The sequence below is a fragment of the Ruegeria sp. AB5 genome, assembly GCF_056542645.1.
The window spans coordinates 1-15,355 of sequence record NZ_JBQGAE010000030.1 but is presented as its reverse complement, the minus strand read 5'-3'; the positions used below and the strand labels follow the sequence as shown (position 1 = coordinate 15,355).

Sequence of the window (15,355 nt, the reverse complement as noted above, 5' to 3'; positions counted from 1 at the left end):
ACCGCTTGTATCGCTTCGGCTTCGTCATTCGACACCTCCCGGCGCGGGCTGCGCCTATTCTAGGTGTCCACCAAATCAGAGAAAAACCACCAAGCCCAAACCTGACATTCGTGATCAGATTTTGCAATTCCGAAAAACGCGAAAGAGAGAGCTTTAAATGTTGCTTCAAGGCGTTGCTAAATTGCATTCGTTCTTCGAATTTACCGACTTGGCGGTAGAGACGACCGAGCAGCCCTACGATGCGTTATTTCAAAGATGTTGCGAGAACTTGATCCGATATCCAGTCGAACACAAGCCTGGGACCCCGACCCGAGTTGGTATGGCTCCGTGACATTACATAGCCAGCGTCGCTAGAGACCAAATCGTCCGTTACTGTCACCAGAGAACCCTTGCTGAGCAGATCATCGATCAATCCAATCCAGCCCAACGCAACGCCTTCACCAGACAAAGCGGCTTGGGTCACCATGTCATAGTTGTTAAAACTGATGTAGTTTCTCTTCCTTTCACCCGATATTCCTAAACTGTCAAACCACCCTTGCCAGGTTTGCCAAGCAGCGGTTGCAGGTTTTGACAAACTAAGAAGTTGGACGTTCAGCAAGTCGGCAGGTGACTGGATTGGTCTAATCTTTTCTAATAGCTGCGGGCTACAGACGGCCGCTACTATTTCTTCTAACAGTAGTACTTCATCAGGTTTTATTTGGTCTTTGGGTGCGACATGGATTTGAATATCGCAATCGGTATCATCCAGACCGGGTGGCACAGTTGAAGCCAAAATCTGAATTTCGATTTCATCCCCGATTTCTTCTCGCAGATACCCCAGACGCGGTAGCAACCAGAAAGTCGAAAACGCAAAATCTGCTGAAATTCGAACCCTTGGTTTCGTTTTGCGTTCCAGCAAAGAGCTTACCGCATAGTTCATCTGCGTCATCGCGGGTCTGACGACATTCAAAAGCCTCAGCCCCTCGTATGTGAGTGAAACGCCACGGTGCTCTCTTTTGAAAAGAACGACGCCCAGATCGACCTCCAAACCTTTTATCCGTTGCGAGATCGAGGATTGTGTCAACCCAAGAGCGTCTCCGGCACTGGTAAAGTTTCCATGTCTCGCAACCATTTCGAACGCATAGAGCGCCACAAGGTTGCGACTTAGATTGGTATTAGTTCTGTTAATGTCATCCATAATTACTCAGCTACTGCAAAAGAGCGAAAATATATACCAAAAACTGTGCAAAAGGGCGCGAAAGCAACCCTGAGAGAGACACGGGAGCCAATGATGATCAAACAAAACTGCAACCAAGCAATTCATCCAGCAATCGCAATGCATGTCGGTGAAGTGGCCGACGGAACGCTCAGCCGTCGTGAGTTCCTGACGCGCGCAACCGCGCTAGGGGTGTCTGCATCGGTTGCCTATTCGATGATTGGTTTGTCTCAGCCAGTACAGGCCGCATCGAACATCCAGCCCGGCGGTACAATTCGTATTCAGCAGGTTGTGCGCGCTCAGCTTGACCCGCCACTCTATAACTGGCCGCAGCTGGGAAATGTGGTCCGCGGTTTTTTGGAGTATCTCGTTCAGTACAACGCCGACGGTACGTTCGAGCCTCGGTTGCTTGAAAGCTGGGAAGTGAATGACGACGCGACGGAATATGTTCTGCGTGTTCGGCCAAACGTAAACTGGAATGACGGGCGTGGAACGCTGACGGCCAAGGATGTCGCGTATAACTTTGGTCGATGGTGCGACGGCAGTTGGGAAGGGAACTCCATGGCCGCGCGCATGGGGTCCTTGCAGAATGCCGCCGGGGACGGTCCGGCCGAAGGCGCGCTGGAGGTGGTCGATGATTTGACGCTGAAGCTGAAACTGACACGGCCTGACATCACCATTATCCCAGCCGTCACCGAGTACCCGGCAGCAATCGTGCCCGACGGTTGGTCTGGCGATCCGGCGAAAGACCCGATTGGTACCGGGCCATACAAGCTGGTCGAGTACCTGGTTGGGGAAAAGGTCGTATTGGAAAAGAACACGGATCACGAATGGTGGGGCGAAGGCGCTTACTTGGATCGGATCGAGTTTATTGACTACGGCACCGACGGTGCCGCGCATTTGGCGGCGGCTGAAGCTGAAGAAATCGACATGACCTATGAAACGGTTGGCGAATTTGTCGACATCTATGAAAGCATCGGTTGGAACCAGAGTGAGTCCGTTTCGGCCAACACTATGGTTTTGCGAACAAACCGAGATGCCGAAGTGGACGGAGTAAAACCCTATGAAGACGCGCGTGTACGTCGCGCTTTGGCAATGGCTTGCGACAACGCCATTTTGCTGGAACTTGGATACGCCAGCCGTGGCACATTGGGTGAAAACCATCACGTTTGCCCTATTCACCCCGAGTACGCAGACATCGGAGCGCCGGAAAAAGACGTAGAGGGCGCGCGCGCTTTGCTAGAAGAACTCGGCATGCTCGAATTCGAGCATGAGATTTTCTCGATCGATGATGACTGGCGCCGCAACACGACCGACGCATTGGCCGCCCAACTGCGCGATGCGGGGTTGAACGTCAAACGCACAGTTTTGCCGGGGAACACGTTCTGGAACGACTGGAATAAGTACCCGTTCAGCTCGACCGACTGGGGGCATCGCCCGCTGGGTGTTCAGGTGCTGACACTGGCGTACAAATCGGGTGTGGCGTGGAACGAAACCGGCCTGGCAAGCGCCGAATTCGACACGATGCTGGAAGAGGCATCAGCGATAGCAGACGCAGAAACGCGGCGCGGGCATATGGAAAAAATCGAGCAGTTCTTGCGGGACGACGGAACGATAATTCAGCCCTATTGGCGGTCGCTTTATCGACATTCCCGTCCCGGTGTAATCGGAGCAGAGAGTCATCCGATCAACGAAATTCATGTGCATAAACTGGCTCTTGAATCTTAGGTGAGTCAAGGGATGAAGAGTCTCTCCCGAGACCACATGAAACTGATGGAGCGCGCAACATGCTTCGTTGGTTTCATGTGTTTTTCGGGCAATAGCGAGCAATCAGTTCAACGCAAGCTGATTGCGCAGACAAGAAGATCAACAACAGGGAGAAATTGAAAATGGCAATAAAGCCACCACTTTCAGAGCTTCCGATTAAGACCGCTGACAACGGTTTTTATCGGGGGTTCAGCGTCAATGTGACGGTGATCAGCAAGATCATCATCAGCCTGCTGGTTGTCTGGTGCATCGTGTGGCCGACTCAGGCGGGCAGGATTCTGGGCGACTGGAATGCAGCCATTCTGGCCCAGTTTGCAGCCTGGTATATCTGGGTTGTCACCGGGTTTGTTATCGTCTGTATCGGTTTGGCAATATGGCCAGCGGCGGGACGCCTCAACCTGGGGGTGGACGGAGAAAAGCCGGAATTCTCGAACTTCTCTTGGTTTTCAATGATGTTCGGCGCAGGTATCGGTGTTGGGATGTTGACCTGGGCCGTTGCAGAGCCCGTGGCCCATTTCAAGAACAACCCATCGGTTATCCAGGGAGTCACCACGGCCCTTGACGCGGACAATGTACGCACTGCTTACGTGTGGTCCTACTTGCATTGGGGGCTGGGCGCCTGGGCGTGCTACGCGATTGCCGGTCTGGCGCTTGCGTTCTTCAGCTATCGACGCGGGCTGCCACTGACGATCCGGTCGTCTCTGACACCGCTATTTGGCAAGGCGCTTTCAGGCAATCTTGGTCACCTGATCGACATCGTCGCTGTCGTTGCGACGATCCTTGGTGTGGCGCAGACACTTGGATTTGGTGTTGAGCAATTCGTTGCAGGCCTGACACGTATCGGTATCGGCGGTCTGGCACAGGCAGATGGTTCAGCCACAACGCTGGGCATTATCGTCGCCTTGCTGGTCATCATGGGGGCGTCGACGCTGTCGGCACTGTCCGGTGTTGGCAAGGGCATCAAGTGGCTGTCGAACATCAACATGGCGCTGTCGATATTTCTGCTGGGTTTCTTTATCCTGTTCGGGGCTACGTTCTTTGGTGCCAAGGCCTTCTTTGTTGGCATCTGGGACTATCTTATCGCTCTGCCGTGGCTCAGCTTCAACGTCTATGCATCCGATGGCGTCGAGGGATCCGAGGCCTTCCTGCTGGCGCAATGGCAGGGCTGGTGGCCAGTGTTCTACTGGGCATGGTGGATTGCGTTTGCACCCTTCGTTGGCTTGTTTCTGGCGCGCATCTCGCGCGGTCGGTCCATCCGCGAGTTCGTTCTGGGCGCGATGATCGTACCGTCGCTGATGTGCTTTGTCTGGTTCGCCTGGGCTGGTGGAACAGCCATCGATCTTGAACTGAACGGTGGCGCAAATGGTGTGATTCTTGATGCGGCCAATGGCGACAAGATATTTGCCATGACCACCTATATGCTTGCACCGATAGCAGAGTTCCTTGCTTGGGCAATGGCAGTCGTGATCGTTGTCCTTCTGATGACGTTTCTTGTCACTTCGGCTGACTCGGCTGTTCTGATCGTCAACACGATTAATGCCGCCGGTGACGAAGGCCCCAAGGCGCGCCCGCATATCGTGTTCTGGGGTGCGGCGCTGGCATTGGTTGTCGGCGGCCTGTTGATCTCTGGCGGAACAGGAGCGATCCAAACCGCGATGGTCATCGGGGCACTGCCATTCTCGATCGTCATGGCGCTGATGTGCATCGCATTGATCAAAGCCATCTGGAACGATGGCCGACGCGAAGCCGCCGGTGTCGCGTCAACCATTGATCCAGAAACATCAACGATACCAGCCGAGTGAATCTCGCGCGCCCAACTGTGACCCCAGGACAGAACTGGGGTCACAGATAGGACAAAGACTTACCCAGGAATTTACCGAAAGGGCTGGAAATGGTACTGCACACTGACGGCTTGCACATAGTCGAAAGTGCGCGTCAGGTTAGTTGCCAATCAGGACTTTGATCCGCGTATATTCTATAGAAATCGCAGGTATTGCGATCAGTACGAACGCAACACCAACTGTCGGATTTTGTAGTTTTTGTTCCGCTGGCATGGAGTGTCCTTTCATTGGGCCACTTTCGTGGGCCACAGAACCGGTCACGTCGCTTCACGACACCGCAATTCGGTCACACATCCGCGACGCGTTTCTGTGACAGGTCAAGCCCAGATCAGACCCTCGAAGCCCAGTTTGGCAATTCCAGCTTGGTGCAAACATGGTGTCGAATCGCTGCGTCTGCACCACTGTTTTCTTTCGAAAGATGGCTTGGTGAGAAAAACTTTGGCATCCGTAAGTGCACAAAACCTAAGAGTTTTGGCGATTCCCACAATGCGAAAAAGACCGGAACACGGCCAGTGCATTCACGTTCCAATTCTCAAGCCATCGACCAAGTTCGGAGAGCTTTCGTAAATTTAGCATATGAACCAAGCTGCAAAACGAGGGGCCGTAGATACGCTTGTGACGTTCGATTTCTTATATTGCTATTGTCCAAGAAAAAAATTTGGATGGTTGCCCATAGTTCTGCGCGGTATTTGCGGATGACTTTGCACGACTTGCCCAAAAATTTGCGCACTCCCTTTTCGGTGCCTGATTAAATTCTTCCAAAAGTCTCTCTGAGTTCCCTTACTTGTGCCGCATCCAACATTCGGGTTGGCATACCGCGCAAAGTGACGAGCAACTTGGCCGTTTCTTCCAGTTCTTCCGCTGCACACACCGCCGAGAACAGGTCCTTTCCGGAAACAACGGGTCCGTGATTGGCCAATAAGACGGCACTACATTTGCCTCCCAGATCGCGAATCAAATCACCGGATTTCGGATCACCTGGCTTGACATATGGAACCAATTTGACCGTACCGACACGCATCACCATGTAAGGGGTAAGCGGCGGAATACAGTCATTCGGGTCCGTGTCTTCGAGGCAGGACAAAGCGGTTGCCCAGGTCGAGTGCAGATGAACCACTGCGCCTGCTGCTGGTCTCGTCTCATAGAAAGCTTGATGCAGGAAGACTTCCTTGGTCGGTTCGTCCCCGGATACATGGTTGCCATCCAAATCTATTTTGGCAATGCGCTCGGGGTCGATATTCCCCAAAGTCGAATTGGTCGGTGTCATGAGGATCCCGTCGTGCAAACGTGCTGAGACATTGCCCGCGGTACCGACAGAATATCCGCGTGCAAACAAAGATGCGCAGAGATCCGACATCTGTTGCCGCAGCGCGATCTCATCCGAACTCATTGGTCTGACTCCATCATTTTGAGGGCTTTCGCGAAAAAGTCCTGCGCGCCAAAGTTCCCGGACTTTAAGGCCATCGCGATGGGTTCGGTGTTTCCAACACTCAGGACTGGCACACCCGGATCAATTTCTGGGCCAATGGACATGGCGGCAGACCCTAATGCCCCACACACGGCCTGAGAAACCGCGCCGGACGTTTCCCCCCCGGCCACAACCAAGCGCCTGTACCCCGTTTGAACAAGTATTCGCGCTGTATCTGCAAAAAGAGAATCCAGCTTTGCCGCTACCGCGTCCTGACCAAATTGACTTTGGATCGCACGGACATCGTCCGGGTTTCCCGATGAGTACGCGAGAGGGGCCTGACCCGGATGCATTTCGAAGAAGTCCAGCAGCGTATGCGTTGTCACATCTCCGGACATGACGCCTGGAACATCAATGGCCAACGTCGGATGTGATCGCGCGTGGGCCTCGATTTGCCTGCGGGTGGCACCTGAACAAGACCCGGCAAGGATCGCTGCTGGCCCTTGAATGCCAGTAAAGGCGCTGCTGGTTCCTCTGGAGGAATCCCGTCCAAGGACGTTTCTGGGCAGTCCCAGAGCTATGCCCGATCCCCCGGTAATCAACTTGGCACCTTTCAGAGCTTCGCCCCACGCCAACAAATCCTGATCCGAAATGGCATCCCCGATCAGAAATCGTTCGTCAGCATTTTGCAAGGCAGCAACTATCGCCTCTGGCCCTTGCTTTACTGCGTCAGTTGGCACCAACCCAACGGCCTCTTTGGTCTGATGCTGTAGCCAACGCCTGATGTCGGCATCTGTCATGGGCGTCAGCGGATGATTTTCCATCCCGGATTCGTGCAAAAGCTGACCGAGCACAAAAAGGTGACCTTGATAGACAGTACGCCCCATTGTGGGAAAAGCCGGACAGAAAACCACCTTCTGTGCCCCCAGTTCGTTGGCGAGCGCGATTGCTACCGGGCCGATGTTCCCTTCCTTTGTAGAGTCAAACGTTGAACAGTATTTGAAGACGAATTGCTGGCATCCTTGTTCGATCAACCACCGCAGGGCGCGCAGGCTGTCTGCCACAGCTTCCTGCAGAGGTGCGGTGCGGCTTTTGAGCGAGATCACACCCGCTTCGATCTCATTACCCACAGGAGTATTCGGAATACCCGGAAACTGTGCCGTTCTCAGTCCACCTTCAGGCTCCACGCCCTTTGCCAAGGTGTTCGCGATGTCGCTGGCACCGGTAAAGTCGTCTGCAATGACACCAATCTTCATATGTCGATTTCTTTCGCGGGGCCTGCGTCCAGCCGATGGATATGTGGGGCCGCACCGGCCGGAAAAACGTCGCGCACGAGTGGATCATGGCCGGGCACGATCAGTCTGGGATGGGACGCCAGCCTTTCCAAGGTCTTGAAGCCTTCCATCATGTCCTGCAGGTCGACGACGATGGGAAAGGCTTTACGCGCCATGAAATTCTCGTAGTAGTGTGAAGCGTCCGAGGCCAAGACCATCCAACCCGCTGCTGTTCGGACGCGAACGCATTGAAGTCCGCGTGAATGCCCGCCGATGCAGTGGACCGTTACGCCTTCTGTGATCTCGGCCTCGCCATCGTAGAAGACGACTTTCCCCGAGTAGAGGCGTTTTACAGCCTCACAAACATGGCCCGCCGTAAAAGGTGCGCGCAGGTGATCGTCGCACATGCAGGGACCGGTGGCGAAAGCCATTTCCGCCGACTGCATATGCAGCTTCGCGTTCGGGAACATATGCAGCCCTCCCGCGTGGTCGTAGTGAAGATGGGTCACGATGACCTCTGTCACCGCTTCTGGAGTGATGTCCAAAGGGCGCAGAGCCTCGCGAGGGTCCATTGCGATGGGGCGACCACGGGCGGCTGCCTCTTCGGTGTCATAGCCGGTATCGACCAGAATGACTTCGTTGCCGCGCTTCAATACCCAAATGAAATAATCCATCGCATGCGGTGCGTCATGGTTGTCATCGATCATGAAACTGTCGCGCCGCGTCCTGGCATTGCGATCCGCGTATTTCACAGCGTGGATTTCCCAATCACTCATCTGATGACCTTGGTGAACTGCTGGACAATCTTAGCGTCAATCATATCAGCCACTGCCGCATCGAAGGACGTGAAATGCGCACTTTCGAGGTGAGCGTCAAACGCCGCGCTGTCATCGTAAACCTCATAGAGAAACACCGTCTTGGGATCGTCGCAAAGACACACGTCGAACTGCCGGCATCCGGGTTCGTCACTTAAGGAGGTAGAGGCATTTTCGACCATCAGCGGCAGGAATGCATTTCTGGTTCCAGGCTTTAGGGTGAAGGTGACAGTGACCACAAACATCAGGCAGATAGTCCTTTCAGGCGCAAGAAAGCGCGTTTGGCGACAGGCAGTTGGCTGAGGATCAAGCCAATGTTGAGCAGCAGAAGAATGGCAGCGCCGGGTCTCGAGAAGAAGACCGAAAGATCGCCATCGGACAAAAACAGTGAACGACGGAAGGTCTCGTCAAAAAGACCACCCAGAATGACCCCAATGACAAGTGGGGCGATTGGGTATTTCATCAGGTTCATGAAATAGGCAACCGCCCCGACCCCCAGCATCAGGTAGAGATCATTGATGCCGCCACCAACGCTGAACGAACCGATTGTTGTCAGAACCATCACGACCGGCAGGAAGATGGTTTGCGGGATCGCAAGTATCTTGATGAAGATCCGCGCTGTGAACAGCCCCATCAGGAACATCGTCAGCGACGCGAGAACAAGGATCGCAACCACGCGCAGAATGATCTCAGGATCTATTGTCGGGCCCGGGATCACGTTGTTGATCTTGAAAGCTCCCATCAAGGCTGCGGCAGGCGGCGAGCCGGGTATTCCCAAAACCAGAAGCGGGATCAGCGCACCTCCGATACAGGCGTTGTTTGCTGTTTCAGAGCACAGCAAACCTTCCAAAGACCCTCGGCCGAACTTGTCCCCTTCGGCAGACACGGTCTTGCCCACACCATAGCTGACCCACCCGGCGACATCCTCGCCCACGCCCGGAAGCGCGCCGACCCCGGTTCCGATTACCCCTGATCGACCGATGGTCGGCAGATAGCGCCGTATCGATCTTAGATTTGGCAAAATACGCCCTTTCAAGGCCAGAACCTTGCCAGCTTCCACATGCCGTAGCCCTTCGATGATTTGCGGAATGGCAAAGGCCCCCATCAGAACGGGAACCACCTGAAATCCGCTCATCAGATATGACCAGCCAAAGGTATAACGCGGTTCGGACAGCAACGGGTCCAGCCCGACCATGGACATCGCAAGCCCGATCAGACCGGCGATCCATCCCTTGATCACCAGATCTTCGCTCATCAAAGTGCCAGAAAGCAGAATGCCGAACAGGGCCAGCAGTGCTTTCTCCGGGCTTGCGATGTTCTTTGAGACCAACAGCAGCGCCCAGACAAAAATCAAAAGCGTGATGGTCCCGATTACCGTACCGATGAAGCTGGCCGTGGTGGTCAGACCAAGTGCTTCGCCGCCTCGTCCCGCTTTGGCGAGGGGGTAGCCATCCATGGCAGTTGCCGCGCTGGCCGCTGTACCGGGAATGTTCAGCAGGATTGAGGGGTATGAACCTCCGTAGATCGCACCGACGTAGGCCCCGAGCAACGCGATGAGGGAATAGTCCAAGGGGATCTTGTTGCCGAAAAAACCTGTCAGGATCGTCACGGCAAGCGTGGCCGTAAGACCGGGCAACGCACCAAATGTGATGCCGAGGAACACGGACACAATCAGATACAGATAGGTCAGTGGATCCACTGCCAGACCAATGAAGGCAGCCCCAAATCCATTCAGTTGCGAAAGGATAAAGTCCATCCCGTCAGTCTCTCCATACCGGACGAAGCGTCACGTAGTAGTGGTATTCGATGTGTTTGAAGATCAGTCCGCCACGGGCGGGAACGTTCTGGCGAAACACAAAGGCCATTGCGCAAACAAGGACAAGTGGTGTCAGTATCGCGACAAAAGGCACGACCCGCAAAACGCGTTCGGAAACGGCCTTGGTCAGAACCAATAGTGTCAGTGCAACCCACAGGGCCAATGTCACCCAATCGTCGCCATGCGCGTTCCAGTCCGCCTGTGCCGGAAAGGCGATGAACGCAAAAAGCCCGGCGGCTACAACTGCCGTGCAAGCCACCAAAGCTCGCCGCGCGTGCCCGCCGTAGTAGCCATAAATCAAAGCTGTTATCAACAAGCCCGAACACAGAATGAAATCCACTCTGGGAACCAGCCCGACAACATAGGCCAGCAGGATCAGACCAATTGTCGACGTTCTGAAGACTTCAGACGTGTCCCATCCGATCCCAAGCGCGTCGAGCGCGTTTCGCGCTCCACCCGAGCGGATCGAATTGACCAGCAGGAGCAAAGACAACACCAGCAATCCACCGAAAATAAACAATGGCACGATTGCAGCCGAGTTGTACCAGTCCGATCCGCTTACGCCCGCGCGGTTTTCTCCCCAAAGGGGAATGTCCAAGGTCTTCCATAGAAAAAAGGCCGACACGGCCATCAGAACAATCGAAGTCCAGAAATCACGCGTCCGCATGACCAGCGTTTCGTCGACCTTGTGCATGTTCTGCCTCCTGTTGGACAGGGCGTGGACACCCGCGCCCTGTCCGAACTTGTTTACTCAGGGCTTTTCGATACCCAGCGAGGCAGGATCGACGGTGGCAACTCCGAGGTCCTGCAAGGTGTAGGCAAAGGTGGCCTCAAGGTTGGCAAACAGCTCTTGCGCCTCGGCGCCGTGCTGACCGCCAACATCGTAGTTGTTTGCCGCTGCCCACTCAGCAACAGTGTCAGACGCAATCGCCTGCTCGAACGCTGCGCCAAGGGCCGTTTTGACGTCGTCGCCTGCGGAGCTATGAACCGCAAAACCAATCGCCTGCTTGAGAGGCAAGTACTGGTCAAGGCCGTCATAGATGCCAAAGGCAGATGGAACGGTTGCACCTGCAATCTGTGCGTCTTCGGGCGTCAGCATCGCAAGCGGTTTCAATTGACCGCCTTCAATCAACGGGGCCTGTTCCGCCAGAGATGTCACAACCAACGCGACCTCACCTGCGATAGCCGCTTCCTGCCCCGGTGCCGAGCCTTTATATGGAACAAATTTGAATTCCGCGCCGGACCCTTTTTCGATAGCGAGAAGGTTCAGATGGTGGATCGAACCCGCGCCAGAAGCTGCAGCTGGAATAGTGCCCGGAGCGGCTTTGGCCGCATCGACCAGTTCCTGAAGCGTGTTGTAGGGACTGTCCGCAGGAACCGAGATCAGATCAGGTGATCCACCGACAATAAACGGATACCAGAAATCAAATTTCTTGTCCCAACCACCTTGTACTGCTGCAGTGACGTTTGACTCGGACAGGCCGACCAAAGTGTACCCATCGTCCGGTTGGTTCATGACATAGACCATGCCGTTCGAACCTGCGACGCCGCCTGTCTGGTTGATCACATTGATCGAGACCGGCAGGTGTTTTTCCATCTCGGCCATGATCATGCGGTTGATCGTGTCAGTGCCGCCGCCGGCCCCCCAGACAACCGCTGTGGTGATATCCCGATAGGGATAGTCCTGCGCGGCAGCCCCGCCTGCAATCCCGGTCGCAATCACCGCTGCGGCCGCCAACCGCCCTAGCGTCAGTTTCATTTCCAAATCCTCCCAAAAACAACTTCGCGTTTGTTATTGCATTTATTTGCGTATACATTACAGAATGCATTGTCAACGGACTGTAGAGAAAGTTGCGATCGCGCTATGAATGCGAAACGGGAAGGAAGCGACTTCAGATGAACAAGAAATATGACATTGCGGTATTTCACGGAGACGGCATTGGCCCGGAAATCATGGCGCCCACGCTTGAAATCCTTGGTCAGCTTTCAGGCGACAATCCTTCCTATAGCCTGGCATTTACAGACGCCCCAGCAGGCGCTTCCCACTATGCGGCGACAGGTGAGTCCTTTCCCGCAGGCTCACTTGAAACCGCGCGCAAAGCTGATGCGATTCTTTTGTCAGCGATGGGCTTGCCGGATGTGCGCTATCCTGACGGAACCGAGATTTCGCCCCAGATCGACCTGCGAAAGACGCTGGGCCTTTTTGCAGGTGTACGTCCAGTGAAGGTCAGCAACGGACAAGTAACGCCCTTGGCCCTGCCGAATGGGCACGAGATCGACTTTGTCTTGATACGTGAAAGCACCGAAGGTCTTTTCTTTACCCAAGGGACTGGCGAAGTTACCGAGCACGAAGCACGAGAGACTTTGTTGATCACCCGCGACGTGTCCGAGAAACTGTTCCGCTTCGCATTCAACCTCGCTAGGACACGCAAGGCCTCCGGGCGCGGTCAGGGACGGGTGACCTGTGTCGACAAAGCCAATGTCTTCCGCGCTTTTGCATTCTTTCGATCAATGTTTGACGCTGAGGCCGCCCACCATCCCGATTTGCAAGCTGACCATGCCTATGTTGATGCTACCGCTTTGTGGATGGTTCAAAAGCCCTGGGAGTTTGACGTTTTGGTGACTGAGAACATGTTCGGAGACATCCTTTCTGACCTTGGTGCAGGTCTTATGGGCGGTCTTGGGTTGGCTCCGTCAGCGGATATTGGGTTGAACCACGCTGTATTCCAACCCTGCCACGGGTCCGCTCCGGACATTGCGGGTCAGGGTATTGCCAACCCCTTTGCGATGATCCTGTCGGCAGCAATGATGCTTGAATGGTTGGGTTTGACCCATGATCACCCGGAACTGTCAAGCGACGGCGCACGCTTGCGCGAGGCCGTGGAACGGGTGACAGCAAACGGTCAGACCCTGACGCGGGATTTGGGCGGCACTGCTGGAACCCAAGACGCTGCCCAATCGGTTTTGGAAGCATTGCGGGCATGAATAGCCAAGACACCATCAGGGTCGCCTGTGTGGGCGCGGGATACTTCAGCAAGTTCCACTACGAAAGCTGGTCTCGAATGCCCGGCGCGGTTCCGGTTGCATCCTGCAACCGTGATATCAACAAAGCGAAAGAAACAGGACTGACGGCATACGATGATCTTTCGAAATTGCTGGAAGTTGAAAAACCGGATCTCGTGGACATCATCCTGCCACCTGTGGCGCAGTCCGATGCGATCCGAACCGCGCTGCGTTCGGGCATCAAGTGGTTGATTTGCCAAAAGCCGTTCTGCCAATCTCTGGACGAAGCGGAACAAATTGTTTCAGAAGCTGAAGAGGTCGGAGCAACTATTGTTGTACATGAGAATTTTCGCTTTCAACCTTGGTATCGGGCAATCAAAGAGACGATACGCCAAGGTCGGATTGGGACACCTCTGCAAGCGACTTTTCGGCTTCGACCCGGCGACGGACAAGGCCCACACGCCTATCTAGACCGGCAGCCGTACTTTCAGAAAATGCCGCGATTCCTGGTGCATGAAACAGCGGTGCACTGGGTAGATACGTTCCGATACATTTTCGGTGCGCCCAGCGCCGTTTACGCAGACCTGCGCCAAGTCAATCCTGCTATCGCAGGCGAGGACGCAGGCTATATCCTGTTTGACCACCCCGACGGTTTGAAAGCCCTGTTCGATGGGAACAGATGCCTTGATCATGGCGCCGAAAACCTGCGTCAAACCATGGGCGAAGCACTTGTCGAAGGCACAGAAGGGTCGCTGGTTCTTAACGGCGACGGTTCAGTGGATTTCCGCGCTTTTGGAGAACAGGAGCGGCATCAGGTTCTGCCTCCAAGCGATCATGACGGATTTGGAGGAGATTGCGTACACGCCTTGCAAAATCACGTTGTTTCAGGCCTTTTAAGGGGCACGCCGCTGGAGAATACCGCCCGCAACTACCTAGACGTAATCCGCATTGAAGAGGCCATCTACCGTTCGGCTGCGGAGGGACGCAAGATCAACCTGGAGACGTCGTGAAAGATCAGCAAAACAAAATGCTTTCCAACACCCAGCGCGCTGTCCGTGACCTGCGCAAAATGATCCTGTCTGGTGAACTTGCCGCCGGAACTGACCATTTGGAGTCCGAGTTGGCCGAAACACTGGGTATGTCACGAACCCCGGTTCGCGAAGCTGCATTGATGCTGGAAAGCAAAGGATTGTTGGAAATGCGCCCTCGGAAAGGAGTGCGTATCTTGCCCGTGTCTTCAGAAGATATGCGGGAAATCTATGACATCCTGACCGAACTCGAAAGTCTCGCGGCGCAGCGAGCCGCTGAAGCGGGATATTCGGAAGAGGACCTGGCAGTTCTGGCTTCATCAATCGCCCAAATGGACCAAGCAATCGATACCGAAGACCTAGAAGCTTGGGCGGAGGCGGACGAGTTGTTTCACCAAGAGCTTGTTCGGTTGGGCGGTAACAAAAGAGTCGAAGCGATCGTCGCCATGATGAGCGATCAGGTTCGCCGCGCACGCGCGACGACGCTGTTCATCCGCCCCCTGCCCGTCAAATCCAATGAGGATCACCGGGTGGTTTTCCAAGCGATTAGTGATGGTCGACCTGACGTTGCGCGTGAACGTCATCGAGAACACAGGCTCCAAGCCAAGGTTATGCTTTGCGGGATACTAGAGAAGCATCGACTAAACAGCCTTTGATTTACTCGTGTTCCCCCATAAGGCGTCTGGGGAAAAGCTTTTTGAGAATTGCCTGAGTCTCTTGCAATTGCACCACTGTTTATCTGGCACGGGTGTTGTGATTGATGTCTTGGAAACGGTTTTCGAATGAGGATGCGCTCAAGAATGGCGGCATGTCATGTCACGTCTTCAGCCGCTGCGTTGCTAAGGGAAAATGTAGGGGCAAATTCGAATATAGCTATAGCGGACCAAGGCCTAGCCTCCCAGAAGATACTTGAGCGGCAACTCAAGACCGGCCGCCGAACTTTGCAAATCCGCTTCCTGCACACCACTACCGCTCGTCGATGGTGCTGCATATTGCACTTTAGGGCTCAACCCAACCTCAGAGCAGACGCAGCATAGCCCACTGCCCCGTTTTCCACGGCTCATATCCATTGTTAATAAATACTATGTCTAAATGCTGCGGCGCGGCCCGTCAGAGGGGATGGGGTGGATGGCTCCTGCTCCCCCGGCGTCACAATGCGCCATACTGCAGTTGTCATCGACTGCTAGGAAAGGAGCCACCCAATGCAG

At 54.7% G+C, this 15,355-nt stretch carries 14 protein-coding genes; 5 read left to right on the top strand and 9 right to left on the bottom strand.

The window, feature by feature from the left end; genetic code table 11:
* On the bottom strand, positions 1-187 hold a 187-nt coding region (locus ACR0L4_RS22940), incomplete at its 3' end, for a hypothetical protein (protein WP_480515464.1).
* A 57-nt stretch (positions 188-244) separates the two neighbouring features.
* Positions 245-1,177, bottom strand: coding sequence for a LysR family transcriptional regulator (locus tag ACR0L4_RS22935; protein ID WP_480515462.1), 933 nt, complete (start codon positions 1,175-1,177; stop codon positions 245-247).
* Positions 1,178-1,270: 93 nt separating this feature from the next.
* On the opposite strand from ACR0L4_RS22935, the gene ACR0L4_RS22930 reads away from it, so the two are divergent.
* Positions 1,271-2,923: an ABC transporter substrate-binding protein gene (locus ACR0L4_RS22930; RefSeq protein WP_480515460.1), complete on the top strand. Its 1,653-nt coding sequence runs from the start codon at positions 1,271-1,273 to the stop codon at positions 2,921-2,923.
* Between the two features lie 161 nt (positions 2,924-3,084).
* A complete protein-coding gene (locus ACR0L4_RS22925; RefSeq protein ID WP_480515458.1) occupies positions 3,085-4,764 on the top strand; it encodes a BCCT family transporter in 1,680 nt (559 codons plus the stop codon).
* Between the two features lie 787 nt (positions 4,765-5,551).
* Here ACR0L4_RS22925 and otnC read toward each other — a convergent pair.
* The 7 genes from otnC to ACR0L4_RS22890 are packed head-to-tail and all read right to left on the bottom strand — an operon-like array spanning position 5,552 to position 11,875.
* On the bottom strand, positions 5,552-6,193 hold the full coding sequence (otnC, locus tag ACR0L4_RS22920) for a 3-oxo-tetronate 4-phosphate decarboxylase (protein WP_480515456.1): 642 nt from the start codon (positions 6,191-6,193) through the stop codon (positions 5,552-5,554).
* Positions 6,190-7,467: a 3-oxo-tetronate kinase gene (gene otnK / locus ACR0L4_RS22915; protein WP_480515454.1), complete on the bottom strand. Its 1,278-nt coding sequence runs from the start codon at positions 7,465-7,467 to the stop codon at positions 6,190-6,192. The genes otnC and otnK overlap by 4 nt, the downstream gene beginning before the upstream one ends.
* Positions 7,464-8,261 carry an N-acyl homoserine lactonase family protein gene (locus ACR0L4_RS22910; RefSeq protein ID WP_480515452.1) on the bottom strand — a complete coding sequence of 266 codons (798 nt, stop codon included), beginning with the start codon at positions 8,259-8,261 and terminating at the stop codon, positions 7,464-7,466. The genes otnK and ACR0L4_RS22910 overlap by 4 nt, the downstream gene beginning before the upstream one ends.
* Positions 8,258-8,545, bottom strand: a complete 288-nt coding sequence (locus ACR0L4_RS22905; RefSeq protein WP_480515450.1) for a putative quinol monooxygenase — start codon at positions 8,543-8,545, stop codon at positions 8,258-8,260. Before ACR0L4_RS22905 ends, ACR0L4_RS22910 begins: the two co-directional genes overlap by 4 nt.
* Entirely contained in the window at positions 8,545-10,056 is a 1,512-nt protein-coding gene (locus ACR0L4_RS22900) for a tripartite tricarboxylate transporter permease (RefSeq protein WP_480515448.1), read from the bottom strand. The genes ACR0L4_RS22905 and ACR0L4_RS22900 overlap by 1 nt, the downstream gene beginning before the upstream one ends.
* Before the next feature lie 4 nt (positions 10,057-10,060).
* On the bottom strand, positions 10,061-10,810 hold the full coding sequence (locus ACR0L4_RS22895) for a hypothetical protein (RefSeq protein ID WP_480515445.1): 750 nt from the start codon (positions 10,808-10,810) through the stop codon (positions 10,061-10,063).
* A 57-nt stretch (positions 10,811-10,867) separates the two neighbouring features.
* Entirely contained in the window at positions 10,868-11,875 is a 1,008-nt protein-coding gene (locus tag ACR0L4_RS22890) for a Bug family tripartite tricarboxylate transporter substrate binding protein (protein WP_480515443.1), read from the bottom strand.
* Positions 11,876-12,012: 137 nt separating this feature from the next.
* On the opposite strand from ACR0L4_RS22890, the gene ACR0L4_RS22885 reads away from it, so the two are divergent.
* The 3 genes from ACR0L4_RS22885 to ACR0L4_RS22875 are packed head-to-tail and all read left to right on the top strand — an operon-like array spanning position 12,013 to position 14,803.
* Positions 12,013-13,101, top strand: coding sequence for an isocitrate/isopropylmalate family dehydrogenase (locus tag ACR0L4_RS22885; protein WP_170753006.1), 1,089 nt, complete (start codon positions 12,013-12,015; stop codon positions 13,099-13,101).
* The gene (locus tag ACR0L4_RS22880) at positions 13,098-14,129 is read left to right on the top strand and encodes a Gfo/Idh/MocA family protein (protein ID WP_480515441.1); all 1,032 of its coding nucleotides are present in this window, start codon (positions 13,098-13,100) and stop codon (positions 14,127-14,129) included. Before ACR0L4_RS22885 ends, ACR0L4_RS22880 begins: the two co-directional genes overlap by 4 nt.
* A gap of 17 nt (positions 14,130-14,146) precedes the next feature.
* Positions 14,147-14,803, top strand: coding sequence for a GntR family transcriptional regulator (locus ACR0L4_RS22875; RefSeq protein ID WP_480515466.1), 657 nt, complete (start codon positions 14,147-14,149; stop codon positions 14,801-14,803).
* The last annotated feature ends 552 nt before the right edge of the window (positions 14,804-15,355 follow it).